Origin of the sequence: Streptomyces sp. SID11385 (genome assembly GCF_010548245.1) — a bacterium.
GTDB lineage: Bacteria > Actinomycetota > Actinomycetes > Streptomycetales > Streptomycetaceae > Streptomyces.
Map to the genome: position 1 here is coordinate 1 of NZ_JAAGLR010000688.1, position 14,165 is coordinate 14,165.

Here is a 14,165-nt window from a genome sequence, read left to right on the forward strand (position 1 = left end):
CGGGGCCTCCTCGTCACCCTGCGTGTACACCGTGTCCGGCGGCACGACCAGACGGCCCTGCGCCGCCCCCGTCGTGTCCGCCGCCTCCCACGCCCCCGCACCCGCGACCGGCTCGGCGGGCCGCACGCCACCCGCGCCGGAACCGGCCGGACCGGAACCGGCCGGACCGCCCGGCGAAGCCTCCTTCCGCCCGCCCGGAATGCCCAGCTGGTCCGCCGCCTCCTGCAACCACTCCGGCGGCGACAGCAGGAACGACGTCTGGTTCAGGTCGATCCGCTCCGGCGGCTCCGGCGGCGCCTCCTCCGCCACCACGCCGTACTCCTCCTCGTACCGCCGGATCACCTCCGCCACCGGCAGCTCCGGCCACAACGTCACCGCACGCCCGTCCCGCGCGATCACGACCCGCTGCCCGCCCCCGTCCGAAGGCCCCGCCTCCGCACGGTCCTCCGCCCACACCACGAACCCGAGCCCGAACTCCCGCACCCGCACCTCACGGTGCTGATAGCGCGGCACGTCCCCGTTGATCCAGCGCTCCCCGCGCTCCTGCGCCTGCGCGAACGTCACCACGTCACTCACTCCCCCACCGGGACCACACGCGCGAACCCACCGTCCACCATCAACCGCGCCACCGTCTCCAGCTCCGGCGGACTCCCCGCCAGCCTGGAGAGGAACGCGTCGAAATCCGCCCCGCACGGCAGCAGCAACTCCCGCACCCGCGCGGCCACATCGAGCCCGTCCCGGTCCCGCGCGTCGTCGTACGGGCAGAACCACACCGAACCCGGCGCCTCGCCCCGCACCTTCACCACCAGCACCCCGCCCTGCACGAAAGCCACCCCCAGGTAGTCCTTCGTCACGTGATCGCGCAGGCACTTGTTGATGTACGCGAGGTCGTTGACCGCCGCCTCCTCACGCACCGTGAAGAACGGCTGATCCACCAGCAGCCCCAGCTCCGCGTCGAGCGCCACCCCGACCGGCGCGCAGCCGCCGCCCGCCTTCAGGAACGAGCGGTACGCACCCGGCAGCCGGTACCCCAAGTCCTCCTCCAGCGCCAGCACCTGCCGCTCCTCGACCGCCACCAGCTCCCGCGGCAGGCCGAAATGCGCCGGCTTCGTCTGCTGGAGCGGACGCGTCCCGCGCCGCCCGTGCTCCACCCGCGCCGTCGCCAGACCCCCGTGGTGCCGCAGCAACGCCTTCACCTCCACGGGCACGAGTTCGAGCCGCCGCGAATCCGCCACGTGGTGCCACGTCCAGCCGTGCGGAGTCGCCACCGGGGACAGGCCCTCCCACAACGCGTCGCCCGAGGCCGCCATCGCCGCGTTCGCCGACACGTAGTCCGTCAGCCGCAACTCGTCCACGCCGAAACCCGACGGCGGCTCCGCGATCTCCACAGCCGCCCGCGCGTACGGCGTGAACACCGGCCTCCCGCCGCCGTCCACCGCGACACCCGCCGGATACCGCGCCGCCCGCACCGGGTCCGGGAAACGCACCGACTGCCCCGCGTACGCCGCGTTCGGCGGCACGAGGCCCGAAGAAGCTGCCCGCACGGGGAAACCCTGCGCGGGCGCCCCCTCACCGAGCCGACCTGTCGTCATTGCGGTAGCCCCCTGCACGCTCGCCGACACCAACACTGACACCAATGGACACCAACCGGACACCACACCCGCTCGCCACCCCGCGGGCCCCACCGCGACCTCGCGCACCGCGCCGCGAGCGGTCGCCCCAGCCTAAGCGGTGGGCCCCGCGCGCTCACAGGGCCGACGACCCTACGAGGCCGCGCGACCGGCGGCACCGGGCCGCGCCACCCCCGTAACGGGCCCGCACCACCCCCGGTACGGAGCCCGCGCCACCCCCGACCCCGAGGCCCGCACCACCCTCGGCACCCGGCCGGTGCTACCCGCGGTACGAGCCCCGCCCCACCCGCGCCGAACCGTTCCCGCGCCCACCACGTGCGAAGCTGTAACCCCGGCAGGACACCCCCACCACCACCCGGACGCGCACGTTTGGCAGGCTGTCAGCGCTCTCCAGGGCCGGCCAGGGCACACCACGGTCCACCCGGGAGAACGACACGGGGGAAGGTACGGAGGGGAAGGCACCGCCATGCACACCGCACAACCAGGCCCCGAGGCCACCGCGCACACCGCCCCCGAGGCCGTCACGCCCGGCCCCCGCGCCCCGCGCCCCTCCTCCCTCCTCCCCGCCCACGACCCCCGCGTCGACTGGAGCCACGACGGCAACCGGCCACCCGCCCTGCGCCACCGCCGCGACGGCATCCTCCCCGCCGTCGCCGCCGCCCTCTCCGTACGCGGCACCACCCTCACCGGCACCGGCGCCCGCGGCGAACAACCCCCCGCCCTGCACCCCCTCGTCCAGGACTTCCTCGACAGCCTCACCAGCGACCGCCGCGAACGCTTCACCGGACGCTGCGCCGAAGCCGTCCTCCTCTCCCGCCACCTCACCGAGGCCGACGCCACCCGCACCGCCCGCTCCAAACGCGCCGCCCGCCGCCCCATGACCCCCGGCGAAGCCCGCAAAGCACTCAAAGGCGCCAAACTCACCACCCGGCACATCCGCGAGGACGGCGACCCCCTCCACGGCGCCTTCGCCCCGCCCTGCCGCTCCTGCACCGCCCTCGCCGAACACTTCGGCGTCAGCGTCATCGACCCCACCCTCCAGGACTGAACCCGGACCGGCGAAACCCATGAAGAACCCGCCCCACCCCCTCGAAGAACTCACCCGCCTCGAAGGACTCGACGCCCTCGGCGAAGCCCCCACCGGACGCTTCCCCGAAGCCGCCGACACCGCCCTGCGCACCGCCGGCTGGACCCCAGGGCGCTGGGACATCGCCCAGGCCGAGATCTGGGCCGACACCCTGCGCGCCCACACCTCACCGGCCGGACACGAACACCACGTCTCCCCCGCCGCCGTCGAAGCCTGGGCCGAATTCGGCGGCCTCACCCCGCACCCCACCGCCAAGGGCCGCCACCTCGCCCCCGCGAGCCTCGACCTCGACCCCCTCCACGGCCTCCACCTCGCCCGCACCCTCGGCGACCTCGGCCACGCCCTCGGCACCCACCTGTGCCCCCTCGGCCTCGACACCAGCACCCACGCCGCCCTCGCCATCGACGACGAAGGCCGCGTCTACGCCCTCGACCACACCGGCGACTGGTACCTCGGCGCCGACATCGACCAGGGCCTCGCCACCCTCCTGACCGGCACGGCGCCCGAACGCCTCACCTCCCCCGCCACCGACGACTGAACCCGCCCCCTCACTCCCCCACCGGCAGCACCGCCGACACCCGGAAACCCCCCGCGTCCGTCGGCCCCGCCACGAACACCCCGCCCAGCGCCAGCACCCGCTCCCGCATCCCCACGAGCCCGTTCCCCCCGCTCGGCAGATGCGCGTCCACCCCGCCCTCCGGCGGCGGACCGTTCTCCACCTGCATCGCGACCTCCCCCGCCCGCCGCGCCAGCCGCACCCGCGTCGCCGCACCCGCCGCATGCTTGTGCGCGTTCGTCAACGCCTCCTGCACCACCCGGTACGCCGTCCGCTCCACCCGCGCCCCGTACCCCGAACCCTCCCCCTCCACCGACAACTCCACCGTCATCCCCGCCGCCCGCGACTGCCCCACCAACTCGTCCAGCTCCGCCAGCGAAGGCCCCTGCTCCTCCTCCACGAGCACCGACGCACGCGGCTCCGGCACCGTCACCACCGGCTCCGCCGCCCGCGCCACCGGCACCCCCGACGACGCCCGCATCACCCCGAGCATCTCCCGCAACTCCGTCAACGCCTGCCGCCCCATGTCCCCCACGAGCGCCGCGTTCTTCGCCGCCTTCTCCGGGTCCTTCAGCGCGACCGCCTGCAAAGCCGTCGAATGCACCACCATCAGGCTCACCCGGTGCGCCACCACGTCGTGCATCTCGCGCGCGATCCGCCGCCGCTCCTCACCCCGCGCCCACTCCGCACGCTCCTCCGCCCGCTCCGCGAGCAACTGAAGCTCCCGTTCGAGGGAATCCGCGCGCTCCCGCAGACTCTCCATCAGCCGCCGCCGCGCCCCGACGTAGAGACCGAGCAGAACCGGCGGCGCGGTCGTCCCCAGCGCCATCAGCACCGCCATCGACGGCGTGAACCACGGCGTCATCGCCGAGCCGTTCCCCTCCACGTGCTGCCCCATGCGCACGAGCGAGACGACGAGCGAACCCAGCCCCGACATCGACGCGAGCACGGCCGTGATCCGGCGCGGGACGTCCGAGGCGGCGAGCGTGTAGAGCCCCACGAAGCCGAGGACCATCCCCATCTCGGCGGGCGAGACCGCCAGCGCCACGAGCACGACGGCCACGGGCCACCGCCGCCGCAGCACGAGCACGGAACCGACCACGAGCCCGAGCACCACCCCCAGCAGCGCGCCGAGCCCCACCCGGTCCGTGAACACCGCCCCCTCGACGCAGCACTCCAGCGCCGAGACGCCCGCGAGGCCCACATCGAGCACGGCACTCCGCCGCCGCTGCCACCACCACGGCCCCCCGGCCGCCCGGTGCTCTTCCCCCGTCGTGGTCATGGCCCCCAGCGTACGGGCGATCCGTCCCGAATCCCGGGGGAGTGCGGCACCCCACAACGCGCCACCGGCGCGCCGCGCACACCCCCCACCCTTCACCCGATCAGGCGAAACCCCTCCGAACCGTGCCGGAACCTGTGATTCCGCCATGAAGATCGTCCCCATGGTCGCGGCACGCACAGACGCACGAGACAGAGCCCGAGAACTTCGCCTGAAGGGGTGGACCTACGACCAGATCGTGGAGGAGGTGGGCTGCGCGAAGAGTTCGGTGTCGCTGTGGGTGAGGGACTTGCCGAGGCCGGCGCGCGACATGAACGCGCACATGGACCACATGCGGTCCGTGCGGCTTCGGTCGCTGGCCGAAGCCGAGAAGGAACACCGGGACGCGATCACGAAGGCCCGCGCGGCAGCCGAAGCACTGTCCGACGAACAGCTGCAGACGGCAGGGGTCGCGCTGTACTGGGCGGAGGGCATGAAGGACAAAGGGCGCGCCAGTCGTCGCGCGATCCAGTTCACCAACAGCGACCCGAACGTCATCCTCGTCTTTCTGCGCTGGCTGGAACTGCACGAGGTCGCACGAGACCGCTGGCACCTCCATCTGGCGATCCACGAGACCGCCGACGCCGAGGGTGCGAAGACTTTCTGGGCGGAACTGACCGGGGTCCCCGCCGAGGAGTTCACCCGCACCACCATCAAGCGCCACAACCCACTGACCAACCGCCAGAACACCGGCGACAACTATCGCGGCTGCCTCGTCGTCTACGTGACGAAAAGCAATGATTTGTACCGTCGCATGGAGCGGGCCTGGTACGGCATAGTAGGGGGCGCACAAAGGCGGGTAGTCGAAATGTCCGATTCACCCCCTATGTAGTCCCCTGTGGTGTAATTGGCAGCACTGAGGCTTTTGGTGCCTTATGTCCGGGTTCGAGTCCTGGCGGGGGAGCAGGTTCGAATAACTCCCCGCAACACCCCGAGGCCCTGACCACCCCAGGTCAGGGCCTTCTCCGCGTTCCCCCGCACACCCCCCGGTATTGTTCCGGTGTCATCCGCACCGAAGCCGAAGGGCCCGCTCGTGAGTGCCACCAATCGCCCGGCAGCCGTCGTCGTCCTCGCAGCGGGTGAGGGCACCCGCATGAAGTCCGCCACGCCCAAGGTCCTGCACCGCCTCGCCGGCCGCACCCTCGTCGGCCACGTGCTCCAGGCCGCGGGCGAGCTGGAGCCCAAGGAGGTCGTGGTCGTCGTCGGGCACGGCCGCGAGCAGGTCACCGCGCACCTCGCGGAGAGCGACGCGGCGGTCCGTACCGCCGTGCAGGAGGAGCAGCGCGGCACGGGCCACGCCGTCCGCACCGCGCTCGCCGAGCTGGGCGGCGCCGTCGAGGGCACGGTCGTCGTGCTGTGCGGCGACACCCCGCTCCTCACCGCCGCCACGCTGGACGCCCTGTGCCGTACGCACACCTCCGACGGCAACGCCGTCACCGTCCTCACCGCCGAGATGCCCGACGCGAGCGGCTACGGGCGCATCGTGCGGGACGGCTCGGGCGCCGTGACCGCGATCGTGGAGCACAAGGACGCGAGCTCCGAGGAGCTGGCGATCCGCGAGATCAACTCGGGGGTCTTCGCCTTCGACGGGCGGCTGCTGGCCGAGGCGCTGGGGCAGGTCCGTACGGACAACGCGCAGGGCGAGGAGTACCTGACCGATGTCCTGGGCATTCTGCGCGGGGCGGGCCACCGCGTCGGCGCGGCGCTCGCGGGTGATCACCGGGAGATCGCGGGGATCAACAACCGGGTGCAGCTCGCGCAGGCGGGCCGGGTGCTCAACGAGAGGCTGCTTGAGGCGGCGATGCTGGGGGGCGTGACGGTGATCGACCCGGCGAGCGTCTTCGTGGACGTGACGGTGGGGTTCGGGCGGGACGTGGTCCTGCACCCGGGGACGCAGTTGCTGGGTGCGACGCGGGTCGAGGACGGTGCCGAGGTGGGGCCGAACTCGCGGCTGACGGACACGGTCGTGGGTGCGGGCGCGCGGGTGGACAACACGGTGGCGGTCGGGGCGGAGATCGGCGCCGAGGCGAGTGTGGGGCCGTTCGCGTACCTGCGGCCGGGGACGCGGCTGGGGACGGGCGCGAAGGCGGGGACGTACGTGGAGATGAAGAACGCGACCGTGGGCGCGGGGACGAAGGTGCCGCACCTGTCGTACGTGGGGGACGCGACGATCGGTGATCACACGAACATCGGGGCGGCGAGTGTCTTCGTGAACTACGACGGGGTGAACAAGCACCACACGACGATCGGCTCTCACTGCCGTACCGGTTCGGACAATATGTTTGTGGCACCGGTCACGATCGGGGACGGCGTGTACACGGCGGCGGGTTCGGTGATCACGAAGGACGTGCCGTCGGGTGCGCTCGCCGTGGCCCGTGGCCAGCAAAGGAATATCGAGGGCTGGGTGGCCCGTAAGCGTCCTGGGAGCGCGGCGGCGAAGGCCGCTGAGGACTCTTCCCAGGGGTCGGAAGGCGAAAGCTGACCGAAAACAGGTGCGTCCTTCACGGCGTACCGTGATAGATGCACGCGATTCGGCTGGCTCGTTGGTTCTGGGTGTCGTGATGGGGTCCGGGATGCCCGACGGGTGCAGCAGCGATAGAACTCGTCCGAGGAGACAAGTGCTGTGACCGGAATCAAGACGACCGGCGAGAAGAAGCTCATGTTCTTCTCCGGCCGCGCCCACCCGGAGCTGGCGGAGGAAGTGGCGCACCAGCTGGGTGTCGGCATAGTTCCGACCAAGGCCTTCGATTTCGCCAACGGCGAGATCTACGTGCGGTTCCGTGAGTCCGCGCGCGGTGCGGACTGCTTCGTGATCCAGAGCCACACGGCTCCGATCAACAAGTGGATCATGGAGCAGCTGATCATGGTGGACGCGCTGAAGCGGGCTTCCGCGCGTTCCATCACCGTGATCGTGCCGTTCTACGGTTACGCGCGGCAGGACAAGAAGCATCGGGGTCGTGAACCGATCTCGGCGCGTCTGATGGCGGACCTGCTGAAGACGGCGGGGGCGACGCGGATTCTCACCGTGGATCTGCACACGGACCAGATCCAGGGTTTCTTCGACGGCCCGGTGGACCACCTGTTCGCGCTGCCGATCCTGGCGGACTACGTGGGTGCGAAGGTGGACCGTTCGAAGCTGACGATCGTGTCCCCGGACGCGGGCCGGGTGCGGGTCGCGGACCGGTGGTGCGACCGGCTGGGGGCGCCGCTGGCGATCGTGCACAAGCGGCGTGACAAGGACGTCGCGAACCAGGTGACGGTGCACGAGGTCGTCGGTGACGTGAAGGATCGTGTGTGTGTCCTGGTGGACGACATGATCGACACGGGCGGGACGATCTGCGCGGCGGCGGACGCGCTGTACGCGCACGGTGCGGCGGACGTCATCGTGACGGCGACGCACGGGGTGCTGTCGGGTCCGGCGGCGGACCGGCTGAAGAACTCGAAGGTGAGTGAGTTCGTGCTGACGAACACGCTGCCGACGCCGGGTGAGCTGGAGCTGGACAAGATCACGGTGCTGTCGATCGCGCCGACGATCGCGCGTGCGGTGCGTGAGGTGTTCGAGGACGGTTCGGTGACGAGCCTGTTCGAGGAGGAGCCGGTGGGCTGAGGCCCCTGGTGGCCGGTGGGCGGAGGCCCCCGGTGCGGTGTGATGGTTGGTGCCGAACGGTGTGCAGGAACGGTTCTGCACGCGCGTGGTGATCGATTTCTGGGGCGGCCCCCTGGCCGGGTAGACTCGCGAGAGTTGCTCGGCGAGGGAGGCCGCCCCGGTCCGTTTTCGGACGTACGGGTTCCGGCGCTCCGTTATCGACGCGCTCTTCGTAGCAGGCCGTTCGTGGCCGGGTGACCGCCCCTGTGAACCGTCTGTTGAGGAGAAGAGCCATGGCCGAGGTCAAGCTCGCCGTAGAGACCCGTACCGAGTTCGGCAAGGGTGCGGCCCGCCGCATCCGCCGCGAGAGCAAGGTGCCCGCCGTCGTCTACGGGCACGGCGCCGAGCCCGTCCACGTGACCGTCCCCGGTCACGAGCTGATGATGGCCCTGAAGACCTCGAACGTGCTGCTCGCCATCGAGCTGAACGGCAAGAACGAGCTGGTCATCCCGAAGGCCGTGCAGCGCGACCCGCTGAAGGGCTTCCTGGAGCACGTCGACCTCCTCCTCGTGAAGCGCGGCGAGAAGGTCCAGGTCGAGGTCCCCGTGCTCGCCGAGGGCGACCTGGCCCCGGGCCAGTTCCTCCTGGAGTACGTCCTCAACTCGCTCCCCGTCGAGGCCGAGGCCACCCACATCCCCGAGCAGCTGACCGTCTCGGTCGCCGGTCTGGAGGCGGGTGCCTCGATCGAGGCGAAGGACATCAAGCTCCCCAACGGTGTCTCGCTCGCCGTCGAGCCCGACGCGGTCGTCATCCAGGTCCTGGCCGCGCAGGCCGAGGAGGCCCCGGCCGAGGGTGCCGCCGAGGAGGGCGCGTCCGAGGAGGGCTGAGCCCTCGCGGGGGCCCGCGGGCTCTCACGGATCGTTGTGGCGGGGTGGTGCGTCCGGTGGGCGTGCCACCCCGCCGTCGTACGTACGAACAGCGGTGGAGGACGCAATGGCAGCGAGCACGGGCGCGGACGAGAACGCGCCGTGGCTGGTGGCGGGGCTCGGCAATCCGGGCCCCGAGTACGCGGGCAACCGGCACAACGTGGGGTTCATGGTCGCCGATCTCCTCGCGGCGCGCGTGGGCGGGCGCTTCAAGCGTGCGGCGCGGGCGCAGGCGCAGGTGGTGGAGGGGCGGCTGGGGGTGCCGGGGGTGTCGAGTACGCGGGTGGTGATCGCGAAGCCGCTCTCGTACATGAATCTCTCGGGCGGTCCGGTGACGGCGTTGCGCGATTTCTACAAGGTGCCGCTGGAGCGGGTGGTGGCGGTGCACGACGAGCTGGACATCGACTACGGGGTGCTGCGGCTGAAGCTGGGGGGCGGGGACAACGGGCACAACGGGCTGAAGTCGATGACGAAGGCGATGGGCCCGGCGTACCACCGGGTGCGGTTCGGGATCGGGCGTCCGCCGGGGCGGATGCAGGTCGCGGATTTCGTGCTGAAGGACTTCTCGTCGAGCGAGCGCAAGGAGCTGGACTACTTCGTGGACCGGGCGGCGGACGCGGTGGAGGCGCTGGTGACGCAGGGGCTGGAGCGGGCGCAGGGCTCGTACCACTCCTGAGGGTCTGTCACGGATGCGGGTACGGGGCCGGCCCCGGCGACGTGGTGTCGCCGGGGCCGGTTTCCGTGTGCGGGGCGGGGGCGGGCCCGTGTGCGGGGCGGGCCCGTACCCGTGTGCGCGCTCGTGCCTGATGCGCGCTCGTGCCCGTATGTCCCCGCTCAGCCCGTGTTCTTGAGTCCCGCGGCCACGCCGTTGACGGTGAGGAGGAGGGCGCGGGCGAGGAGGGGGTCGGGTTCCTCGCCGGCCTCGGCGGCGTCGCGCTGGCGCTTGAGGAGGGTGACCTGGAGGTAGGAGATCGGGTCGAGGTAGGCGTCGCGGATGTTGAAGGTCTGCTGGAGGGGCTTGTTGGAGTCGAGGAGCTGTTCGCCGCCGGTGATCTTGAGGACTTCGGCGACGGTGAGGTCGTGTTCGGCCTTGATGAGGTCGAAGATGTGCTTCAGCTCGTCGGGGACGAGGGTGTCGACGTAGTGCTGGGCGATCCGCAGGTCCGTCTTGGCCAGCGTCATCTCGACGTTGGAGAGGAAGTTGCGGAAGAAGTGCCAGTGCTCGTGCATCTCGTCGAGCACGCCGTCGAGTCCGGCTTCGCGCAGGGCCTTGAGGCCGGAGCCGACGCCGTACCAGCCGGGGACGATCTGGCGGGACTGGGTCCAGCCGAAGACCCAGGGGATGGCGCGCAGTCCGTCGAGGCCGCCGCTGGAGTCGGGGCGGCGCGAGGGGCGGGAGCCGAGGTGGAGGTCGCCGAGCTGGTCGACGGGGGTGGAGGCGAGGAAGTAGGCGGAGAGGTCGGGGTCGGAGACGAGGTTGCGGTAGGTGGTGTGGGCGGCCTCGGAGACGAGGTCCATGGCCGCGTCCCAGCGGGCGAGTGCCTCGTCGGACTGGCGCGGTGCGGTGTGCAGGGCGCTGGCCTGGAGGGTGGCGGCGACGGTGAGTTCGAGGTTCTCGCGGGCAAGGGAGGGGACGAGGTACTTGTCGGAGATGACCTCGCCCTGTTCGGTGACCTTGATCTCGCCTTCGAGGGTGCCCCAGGGCTGGGCGAGGATCGCGTCGTGGCTGGGGCCGCCGCCGCGGCCGACGGTGCCGCCGCGGCCGTGGAAGAGGCGCAGGCGTACGCCGTGGCGGTGGGCGACGTCGCGCAGGCGGCGCTGGGCGCGGTGGATCTCCCACTGGCTGGTGGTGATGCCGCCGAACTTGGAGGAGTCCGAGTATCCGAGCATGACCTCCTGGACGTCGCCGCGCAGGGAGACGAGGCGGCGGTAGGAGGGGTCGGAGAGCATGTCGTCGAGGATGGTGTCGGCGGCGCGCAGTTCGTCGGTGGTCTCCAGGAGGGGGACGATGCCGATCTTGGCCCAGCCGGAGTGGAGGTCCATGAGGCCGGCCTCGCGGGCGAGGACGGCGGCGGCGAAGACGTCGTCGGCGCCCTGGCACATGGAGATGATGTAGGACTCGATGACTTCGGGGCCGAAGACGTCGAGGGCGCGGTGGATGGTGTGGAAGACGCCGAGGGTCTTCTCGCCGGCCGCGTCGAGCGGTGCGGGGGTGGGGGCGAGGGGGCGGCGCGAGCGGAGTTCCTTGGCGAGGAGCTTGGCGCGGTACTCGCGGGGCATGTCGGCGTAGCGCCAGGATTCCTCGCCGAGGCGGTCGAAGAGCTGGCCGAGGGCGTGGTGGTGGGCGTCGGCGTGTTCGCGGACGTCCATGGTGGCGAGCTGGAGGCCGAAGGCGGCGAGGGTGCGGATGATGCGGCTGAGGCGGCCGTCGGCGAAGAGGCCGCCGCGGTGGGCGCGCAGGGAGTCCTGGACGAGGGCGAGGTCGGTGAGGAGTTCGCTGGTGCCGAGGTAGTCGCGGCCGGGCTCGTGGGGGGTGCCCTTGGCGAGGCGGTTCTTGGTGTTCTCCAGCTTCTGGCGGACGCAGGTGACCTTGAGCCGGTAGGGCTCCTCGGCGTTGAGGCGCTTGTAGCGGGGGCTGATCTCGGGCAGGTGCGCGAGGTCGTTCTCCAGGGATGCGGTGAGTTCCTCGGTGACGCCGGTGTAGCGGATGGAGTTGGAGAGGAGGCCGCGGAGGTAGTCGATCTGTTCGAGGGCGTCGTTTATGCCGTGTTCGTGCTGGAGGATCAGGACGTCCCAGGTGACCTGCGGGGTGACGTTGGGGTTGCCGTCGCGGTCGCCGCCGATCCAGGTGCCGAAGGTGAGGGGGCGGGTGTCGTCGGGGATCTTGACGCCGATGCGTTCGAGTTCGGCGCTGAGGTCTTCGAGGACGTCGCCCACGGCGTCGGCGTGGAGTTCGTCGAGGTAGTAGATGGCGTTGCGGGCCTCGTCGGCGGGTTCGGGGCGGACGACGCGGAGTTCGTCGGTCTGCCACACGAGGTCGATGTTCTCGGCGAGGCGGGTGTCGACGCGGCGGCGGTCGGTGGGGTTGGCCGAGGTGTCGAGGAGTTCGGCGACGCGGCGGAGCTTGTTGAGGACGCTGCGGCGGGCGGCCTCGGTGGGGTGCGCGGTGAAGACGGGGCGGACGTTGAGGTGGGCGACTGTCTCGCGCAGGTGTTCGGGGTCGGCGTCCTTGAGGCGGTCGGCGGTCCGGGCGAGGAGGCTGCCTTCCTCGGCGCGCCGTTCGCGCAGTTCGCGTCCGCGGTGGACCTGTTCGGCGATGTTCGCGAGGTGGAAGTACGTGGAGAAGGCGCGCACGAGCTGCGCCGCGGTCTCCAGTTCGGTTTCGCCGAGCAGGCGCGCCGCGGCTTCGCCGTCGCTGCGGGTGAGGTGGCGTACGCGTTCGACGAGTTCGAGGAGTTCGGGGCCTTCCTGGCGGACGAGGGTCTCGCCGAGGAGGTCGCCGAGCCTGCGGATGTCGGCGCGCAGTTCCGGCGCGGCTGCCGGGGCGGGAAGACGGTGGTCGTCGGCACTGCTCACAGGTGCGGCTCCTTGCAGTGTGGTGGCTGAAGAGGAGGGAACCCGGGCGGTGGGGCCCGGGCGGGTTTCCGAGCGGACCGCGCTGTCCGACCGTCCCCACAATAGGTGGCGCGGGGGTAGCACGGGCGTTCGGCCTCTTGCCGGAGCGCTGCGCGCTGCCATACTTACGTCACCGTAGGTTACGTATCCGTAGGAGCGGAGCTGTGCGGGGCCGCGCCGTGGCGTGGTGCCGTGAGTCTGCCGTCGCTCGGGCGTATCTACGTGTACGGGTCTACGGAACGGGATCTTCCCGGTCGCACGGCTTCCCACACGCACGATCTCGTCACACGGTTCACGCCGTGGGTAGACGTAGGGACGGACCGTGTGCCGGCTCCCGGCGGACGGCCTTCGGACAGACAATCCTCGACAGACGCAAGGGGCTCATATGACCTCGACCGCATCGCCCGCCGAGGCGGGGACGGAAGAGAAGCCGGGCGCCGCTCCGGTGGCGACGATGGGGGGTGACCGCAAGGGTTCGGTGGAGCAGTTCGCGCTGCTGGCCTTCATCGTGGTGCCGTTCGCGGCGGTGGTGGCGGCGGTGCCGCTGGCCTGGGGCTGGGGGCTGAGCTGGCTCGATGTGGGCCTGATGGTCTTCTTCTACTTCCTGGGCTGCCACGGGATCACGATCGGGTTCCACCGGTACTTCACGCACGGTTCGTTCAAGGCGAAGCGGTGGGTGCGGGTGGCGCTGGCGATCGCGGGGTCCATGGCGGTGGAGGGGCCGGTGGTGCGCTGGGTGGCGGATCACCGCAAGCACCACAAGTTCTCCGACGCGGAGGGCGATCCGCACTCGCCGTGGCGGTACGGGGAGACGCTGCCGGCCCTGATGAAGGGGCTGTGGTGGGCGCACCTGGGGTGGATGTTCGACGAGGAGCAGACGCCGCAGCACAAGTACGCGCCCGATCTGGTGAAGGACCCGGCGATCCGCCGGGTGTCGCGGCAGTTCGCGCTGTGGACGCTGGTCTCGCTGCTCACGCCGCCGCTGGTCGGGGGTCTGGTGACGTGGTCGTGGTGGGGGGCGTTCACGGCCTTCTTCTGGGGCTCGCTCGTGCGGGTCGCGCTGCTGCACCACGTGACGTGGTCGATCAACTCGATCTGTCACGCGGTGGGCAAGCGGCCGTTCCGTTCGCGGGACCGTTCGGGGAACGTGTGGTGGCTGGCGGTGCTGTCGTGCGGGGAGTCGTGGCACAACCTGCACCACGCGGACCCGACCTCGGCGCGGCACGGCGTGGAGCGGGGTCAGATCGACTCCTCGGCGCGCATCATCCGCTGGATGGAGCAGCTGGGCTGGGTGCACGACGTGCGCTGGCCCTCGGCGGAACGCATTCGCTCCCGCCGCAGGGACAAGGCGGCCGAACCGGCATGATGGGGCCGTGGCGACGGATGCGGTCTCAGGGGTCTCTGGTGGTTCTTCGGGTACGGAGAAGTCACGGCGCTCGCGCCGTA

11 protein-coding genes, 1 tRNA gene and 1 pseudogene are annotated in these 14,165 nt (G+C 71.2%); 9 read left to right on the forward strand and 4 right to left on the reverse strand.

Translation table 11 applies throughout. The annotated features are described in order from the left end of the window. Both G3I42_RS20800 and G3I42_RS20805 read right to left on the reverse strand, forming a co-directional pair. Nucleotides 1-567 (reverse strand): annotated as a pseudogene (locus tag G3I42_RS20800) (hypothetical protein); the annotation flags it as partial. A gap of 5 nt (nucleotides 568-572) precedes the next feature. Beyond that, nucleotides 573-1,592: an HNH endonuclease gene (locus G3I42_RS20805; RefSeq protein ID WP_164288073.1), complete on the reverse strand. Its 1,020-nt coding sequence runs from the start codon at nucleotides 1,590-1,592 to the stop codon at nucleotides 573-575. A 505-nt stretch (nucleotides 1,593-2,097) separates the two neighbouring features. Between G3I42_RS20805 and G3I42_RS20810 the strand changes: the two genes are divergently transcribed. Next, nucleotides 2,098-2,679, forward strand: coding sequence for a YwqJ-related putative deaminase (locus G3I42_RS20810; protein WP_164288075.1), 582 nt, complete (start codon nucleotides 2,098-2,100; stop codon nucleotides 2,677-2,679). Between the two features lie 19 nt (nucleotides 2,680-2,698). Then, nucleotides 2,699-3,256 (forward strand): SUKH-3 domain-containing protein, encoded by a 558-nt coding sequence (locus G3I42_RS20815; RefSeq protein WP_164288077.1) that lies wholly within the window; start codon nucleotides 2,699-2,701, stop codon nucleotides 3,254-3,256. Nucleotides 3,257-3,266: 10 nt separating this feature from the next. Here G3I42_RS20815 and G3I42_RS20820 read toward each other — a convergent pair whose 3' ends face one another. Beyond that, the gene (locus tag G3I42_RS20820) at nucleotides 3,267-4,556 is read right to left on the reverse strand and encodes a histidine kinase (RefSeq protein ID WP_164288079.1); all 1,290 of its coding nucleotides are present in this window, start codon (nucleotides 4,554-4,556) and stop codon (nucleotides 3,267-3,269) included. A 145-nt stretch (nucleotides 4,557-4,701) separates the two neighbouring features. On the opposite strand from G3I42_RS20820, the gene G3I42_RS20825 reads away from it, so the two are divergent. From G3I42_RS20825 to pth, 6 genes are all read left to right on the forward strand, one after another. Further along, nucleotides 4,702-5,424 (forward strand): hypothetical protein, encoded by a 723-nt coding sequence (locus tag G3I42_RS20825; protein WP_164288081.1) that lies wholly within the window; start codon nucleotides 4,702-4,704, stop codon nucleotides 5,422-5,424. Next, nucleotides 5,425-5,496: transfer RNA gene (locus G3I42_RS20830), tRNA-Gln, on the forward strand. Between the two features lie 129 nt (nucleotides 5,497-5,625). Then, a complete protein-coding gene (glmU, locus tag G3I42_RS20835) occupies nucleotides 5,626-7,074 on the forward strand; it encodes a bifunctional UDP-N-acetylglucosamine diphosphorylase/glucosamine-1-phosphate N-acetyltransferase GlmU (RefSeq protein ID WP_164288083.1) in 1,449 nt (482 codons plus the stop codon). Between the two features lie 141 nt (nucleotides 7,075-7,215). Beyond that, complete coding sequence (locus G3I42_RS20840; RefSeq protein WP_007825819.1) at nucleotides 7,216-8,199, forward strand: ribose-phosphate diphosphokinase; 984 nt, start codon at nucleotides 7,216-7,218, stop codon at nucleotides 8,197-8,199. A 272-nt stretch (nucleotides 8,200-8,471) separates the two neighbouring features. Further along, a complete protein-coding gene (locus G3I42_RS20845) occupies nucleotides 8,472-9,065 on the forward strand; it encodes a 50S ribosomal protein L25/general stress protein Ctc (RefSeq protein WP_164288085.1) in 594 nt (197 codons plus the stop codon). A 106-nt stretch (nucleotides 9,066-9,171) separates the two neighbouring features. Next, entirely contained in the window at nucleotides 9,172-9,780 is a 609-nt protein-coding gene (gene pth / locus G3I42_RS20850) for an aminoacyl-tRNA hydrolase (protein ID WP_164288087.1), read from the forward strand. Nucleotides 9,781-9,938: 158 nt separating this feature from the next. Here the strand turns inward: pth and ppc are convergent, their stop codons facing one another. After that, nucleotides 9,939-12,680, reverse strand: a complete 2,742-nt coding sequence (gene ppc, locus G3I42_RS20855; RefSeq protein ID WP_164288089.1) for a phosphoenolpyruvate carboxylase — start codon at nucleotides 12,678-12,680, stop codon at nucleotides 9,939-9,941. 424 nt (nucleotides 12,681-13,104) lie between these two features. Here ppc and G3I42_RS20860 point away from each other — a divergent pair, with 424 nt between their 5' ends. Beyond that, a complete protein-coding gene (locus tag G3I42_RS20860; RefSeq protein ID WP_164288091.1) occupies nucleotides 13,105-14,085 on the forward strand; it encodes an acyl-CoA desaturase in 981 nt (326 codons plus the stop codon). The last annotated feature ends 80 nt before the right edge of the window (nucleotides 14,086-14,165 follow it).